The 4,211-nt window shown below is 55.9% G+C and carries 6 protein-coding genes; all 6 read right to left on the reverse strand.

The window, feature by feature from the left end; all coding sequences use genetic code 11:
* Positions 1-157: 157 nt before the first annotated feature.
* The 6 genes from hscB to iscR all read right to left on the reverse strand — a co-directional run bounded on the left by hscB (position 158) and on the right by iscR (position 4,059).
* Complete coding sequence (hscB, locus tag BDE01S_RS08705) at positions 158-664, reverse strand: Fe-S protein assembly co-chaperone HscB (RefSeq protein WP_066080296.1); 507 nt, start codon at positions 662-664, stop codon at positions 158-160.
* A 256-nt stretch (positions 665-920) separates the two neighbouring features.
* Entirely contained in the window at positions 921-1,241 is a 321-nt protein-coding gene (gene iscA / locus BDE01S_RS08710) for an iron-sulfur cluster assembly protein IscA (protein ID WP_082790452.1), read from the reverse strand.
* 52 nt (positions 1,242-1,293) lie between these two features.
* Positions 1,294-1,785, reverse strand: a complete 492-nt coding sequence (locus BDE01S_RS08715; protein WP_115225397.1) for a DUF302 domain-containing protein — start codon at positions 1,783-1,785, stop codon at positions 1,294-1,296.
* Positions 1,786-1,846: 61 nt separating this feature from the next.
* The gene (iscU, locus tag BDE01S_RS08720) at positions 1,847-2,233 is read right to left on the reverse strand and encodes a Fe-S cluster assembly scaffold IscU (protein WP_066080302.1); all 387 of its coding nucleotides are present in this window, start codon (positions 2,231-2,233) and stop codon (positions 1,847-1,849) included.
* A 128-nt stretch (positions 2,234-2,361) separates the two neighbouring features.
* Positions 2,362-3,576, reverse strand: coding sequence for an IscS subfamily cysteine desulfurase (locus BDE01S_RS08725; RefSeq protein ID WP_066080305.1), 1,215 nt, complete (start codon positions 3,574-3,576; stop codon positions 2,362-2,364).
* Positions 3,577-3,609: 33 nt separating this feature from the next.
* Positions 3,610-4,059, reverse strand: a complete 450-nt coding sequence (gene iscR, locus BDE01S_RS08730; RefSeq protein ID WP_066080308.1) for a Fe-S cluster assembly transcriptional regulator IscR — start codon at positions 4,057-4,059, stop codon at positions 3,610-3,612.
* Positions 4,060-4,211: the final 152 nt, after the last annotated feature.

Raw genomic sequence — 4,211 nt, forward strand, 5'->3', positions numbered from 1 at the left:
AAATTACTCTTCGACTATACGGAATGATACGGCCTGATTGCGCCCGCTTGAGACAGGGCTTGTCTGCGCTCAGGTTAGCCGTCTGAAAATGTTGGCCGGCAGCGGTGCCCGGCCGTGTTTTTCAGACGGCTTTTTTCAAACGGCCTGTATTGTAGCATTAAAGACCGGATGCGCTTTGGATTTCGCCTGCCAATTTGTCTAAAAAACGCCCCTGGCGGACTTGTTGCGCGGCGGTTTCGTAATCTTCTGCGGCGAAAGATTGGCGCAGGGCGAGATGCAGATTGTCGCGGGCAGCGCGAATCTCTTCGGCCAGCGCCTGCAACGCAGCCTGGTCTTGCTCGATTTGCGCTTCGGTTAAGGCTTCGCGCCATTCCATCTGCTGCATCAGAAATTCGGGGGCGAAGGCGGTATGCTCGGGCGCATCGGCATCGATATTGTGCGCTTGCAGCAGGTAGGCAGCGCGGTCGGTGGGGTTTTTGAGCACGCGGTAGGCTTCGTTAATCTGCGCCGACATCATTACGGCCTGCTTCTGCTCGAAAGAAGAGGCGGAGGCGAATTTGTCGGGGTGGAAGCGGGCGGCCAAGGCGCGGTAGGTTTGCGTGAGGGCTTCGCTGTCTAAGTCGAATTGCGCGGGCAGTTGGAACAGGGTGAAATATTGGCTCATGGTATGGGAAGGGGGCGGGCGGCGTTTGGGCTGATTAAATGCGGGCGGATATGGGTTTTCGAAACCGCGTTATCCGGTTTATCTCTAGTCGATCATTTTGATTGTGTAAACGGGGCTTCGGCTGCGCTCAGTCACCTGAATTAGGCGGTTGAATGCGCTCTGCCGGGAAACGTGCCAGAGCGGTTTTGCCCCGGATTGGCGCGCGCAGGCGGACAAAGCCGTCTGAAAATCCGGTTTTCAGACGGCCTGTATGTGTTTAAACATGGAAGCTTTCGCCGCAGCCGCAGGCATCTTTGACATTGGGGTTTTCAAATTTGAAACCTTCCTGCAGGCCTTCTTTGGTGTAATCGACTTGCGTGCCGTCGAGGTAAACCAGGCTTTTGGGATCGACGAATACTTTGGCGCCGTGCTCTTCGAATACGGTGTCTTCGGGCTGCGCTTCGTCAACAAATTCCAGGTTGTACGCCATGCCGGAGCAGCCGCTGGTTTTCACGCCCAAGCGCACGCCCAAGCCTTTGCCGCGTTTGGCGAGATAGCTGTTGATGTGTTCGGCGGCATTTGCGGTGAGGGTAATCATGATAACGTCCTTGATAAATGATGCGGATTTCAGACGGCCTGTGCGGGCTGCCTTACTGGGAAACGGTGGCGCGAATCAGCTTTTCGGCATTGGCCAGGCTGTTTTCGACATCGGCATAGTCGATTTTGCTGCCGGCAATCAGCCCGCGGGTGTCGTTGAATACGGCCTGCACCCGGCCGTCGGTTTCGGTGACCAAAACGCGCAGGGGCAGCTGCAGGGCGAATGCGGGGTCTTTCACCATCAGCGGCGTACCGGCTTTGGGTGTGCCGAAGATGATGACTGTGGCCGGCTGCATATTCAGGCCGTTTTGCCGCGCGGCGGCTTGGTGGTCGATGACGGCGAATACGGTCATGCCTTTGCTCTGTACGGCGTTTTGCAGGCGGGACACGGTGTCGTCAAAGCTGTAGCGGCTGATGACGGTGTGGGTATTCATGGCGGGCTGCTCCTGCGTGCGGATGTGCGTTTGCGGTTGACCTGCCGCGTGCGGCTGGGCGCAGGCGGCGGCAGACAAAACCGCCAAGGCTGCAACGGTGTGTTTCAACATGGTTTGCTCCGATAGCGAAAACAGACCGGCCCGACACCTGTGCGGCAGGCCGTCTGAAAAATTACTGGGCTTCTTTTTTCTTGCGGTAATCGGCCACGGCTGCTTTCACGGCGTCTTCGGCCAAAATCGAGCAGTGGATTTTCACCGGCGGCAGCTCCAGTTCTTCGGCGATTTCGCTGTTTTTGATGGCCAGCGCGTCGTCGAGGCTTTTGCCTTTCACCCATTCGGTAATCAGGCTGGAAGAGGCGATGGCCGAGCCGCAGCCGTAGGTTTTGAATTTCGCGTCTTCGATGATGCCTTCGTCGTTGACTTTGATTTGCAGACGCATCACATCGCCGCAGGCAGGCGCACCGACCATGCCGGTGCCGACGGTGTCGTCGCCTTTGTCGAAGGTGCCGACGTTGCGGGGGTTTTCGTAGTGGTCGATTACTTTATCGCTGTAAGCCATGATGTATGTTCCTTGTGTTTGATTGCTTTGTTCGGGCCGTCTGAAATTTTCAGACGGCTTTTATTGCTGCTTGGGAATGGGTAGGGTGGGCAACTTGTTGTCCACTCTATGCGTCTAAGCCGGTCGGATTAGTGCGCCGCCCATTCGATGGCATCCAAGTCGATGCCTTCTTTAAACATTTCCCACAGCGGAGAAAGCTCGCGCAGTTTGCCGATTTTGGATTTAATCAGTTCGGCGGCGTAGGCGACTTCTTCTTCGGTGGTCATGCGGCCGAAAGTGATACGCAGCGAGCTGTGTGCCAATTCGTCGTTTCTGCCTAATGCGCGCAATACATAGGAGGGCTCTAATGATGCGGAGGTACAAGCCGAGCCGCTGGATACGGCCAGCTCTTTAACCGCCATAATCAGGCTCTCGCCTTCGACGTAGTTGAAGCTGACGTTCAGGTTGTTGGGGACGCGCTGATCCAAGTCGCCGTTGATATAGACTTCTTCGATGCCTTCGATGCCTTTCAGGAAGATGTCGCGCAGTTTCAGGTAGTGGGCGGTGTCTTTTTCCAAATCTTCTTTGGCAATGCGGAAGGCTTCGCCCATGCCGACGATTTGGTGGGTGGGCAGGGTGCCGGAGCGGAAGCCGCGCTCGTGGCCGCCGCCGTGCATTTGCGCTTCGAGGCGCACGCGCGGTTTGCGGCGGACATACAGCGCGCCGATGCCTTTGGGGCCGTACACTTTGTGGCCGGACATGGAGAGCAGGTCGACTTTGGCGGCTTCTACGTCAACGGGGATTTTACCGCAGGCTTGGGCGGCATCGACGTGGAAAATGATTTTGCGTTCGCGGCAGATTTCGCCGATGGCGGGGATGTTTTGAATCACGCCGATTTCGTTGTTGACCCACATTACGGAAACCAAAATGGTGTCTTCGCGCAGGGCGGCTTTTAATACATCCAAATCCACCAGGCCGTTTTCCTGTACGTCCAGATAGGTGACTTCAAAGCCTTGGCGTTCCAATTCGCGCATGGTGTCGAGCACGGCTTTGTGCTCGGTTTTTACGGTAATCAGGTGCTTGCCTTTGGTTTTGTAGAAGTGTGCCGCGCCTTTGATGGCGAGGTTGTTGGACTCGGTGGCGCCGCTGGTGAAAACGATTTCTTTGGCATCGGCGTTAATCAGCGCGGCGATATTGGCGCGCGCGGTTTCCACAGCTTCTTCGGCCGTCCAGCCGAAGCTGTGGCTGTTGGAAGCAGGGTTGCCGAATTGCTCGGTCAGGTAGGGAATCATTTTCTCGGCCACGCGTTTGTCAACGGGGGTGGTGGCGGCGTAATCGAGATATACGGGGGTTTGGACGGTCATGGTGGTTTGCTCTTTCTTGCTGATTTGTTTTAATCAATGAATGTGTGTAAAGGTAACGACTTGGCTGCTGCCGCTGCCGGTGTTTTTCTGCTCGATGATGCTTTGCAGGGTCACGCTGCTTAAATAGGTGTTGATGGTTTGGTTGAGGTTTTCCCACAAATCATGGGTCAGGCAGGGCGTGCCGTGGTGGCAGTTGGCTTTGCTGCTGCACTGGGTGGCATCGAGCTTGTCTTCTGCGGCGGTAATGATTTGGGCGATGTTGATTTGCGCGGCGGGAGCGGCGAGGACATAGCCGCCGCCGGGGCCGCGGAGGCTTTCAACCAGGCGGGCGCGGCGCAGCTTGCTGAAAAGCTGCTCCAAATAGGAGAGTGAGATGTTTTGCCGCTCGCTGATGGCGCTGAGCTTGACCGCGCCGGATTGGGCGTTCATAGCCAAATCAATCATGGCGGTTACGGCAAAGCGGCCTTTGGTAGTCAGTCTCATGCTTGGCCTCTGGGGGCTTTTTATCGTTAGGCGGATTGTCTAATATCTGAGTGTTTCAGTCAAGTATGCGGCGGTGTATTCCGATTGTTTGTATTTATGGGCAGGGTAGGAATAGTCAAGGGTCTTTTTATAGTCATTTAAAATAAGAATGG

It is taken from the genome of Bergeriella denitrificans NBRC 102155, assembly GCF_001592185.1.
GTDB lineage: Bacteria > Pseudomonadota > Gammaproteobacteria > Burkholderiales > Neisseriaceae > Neisseria > Neisseria denitrificans.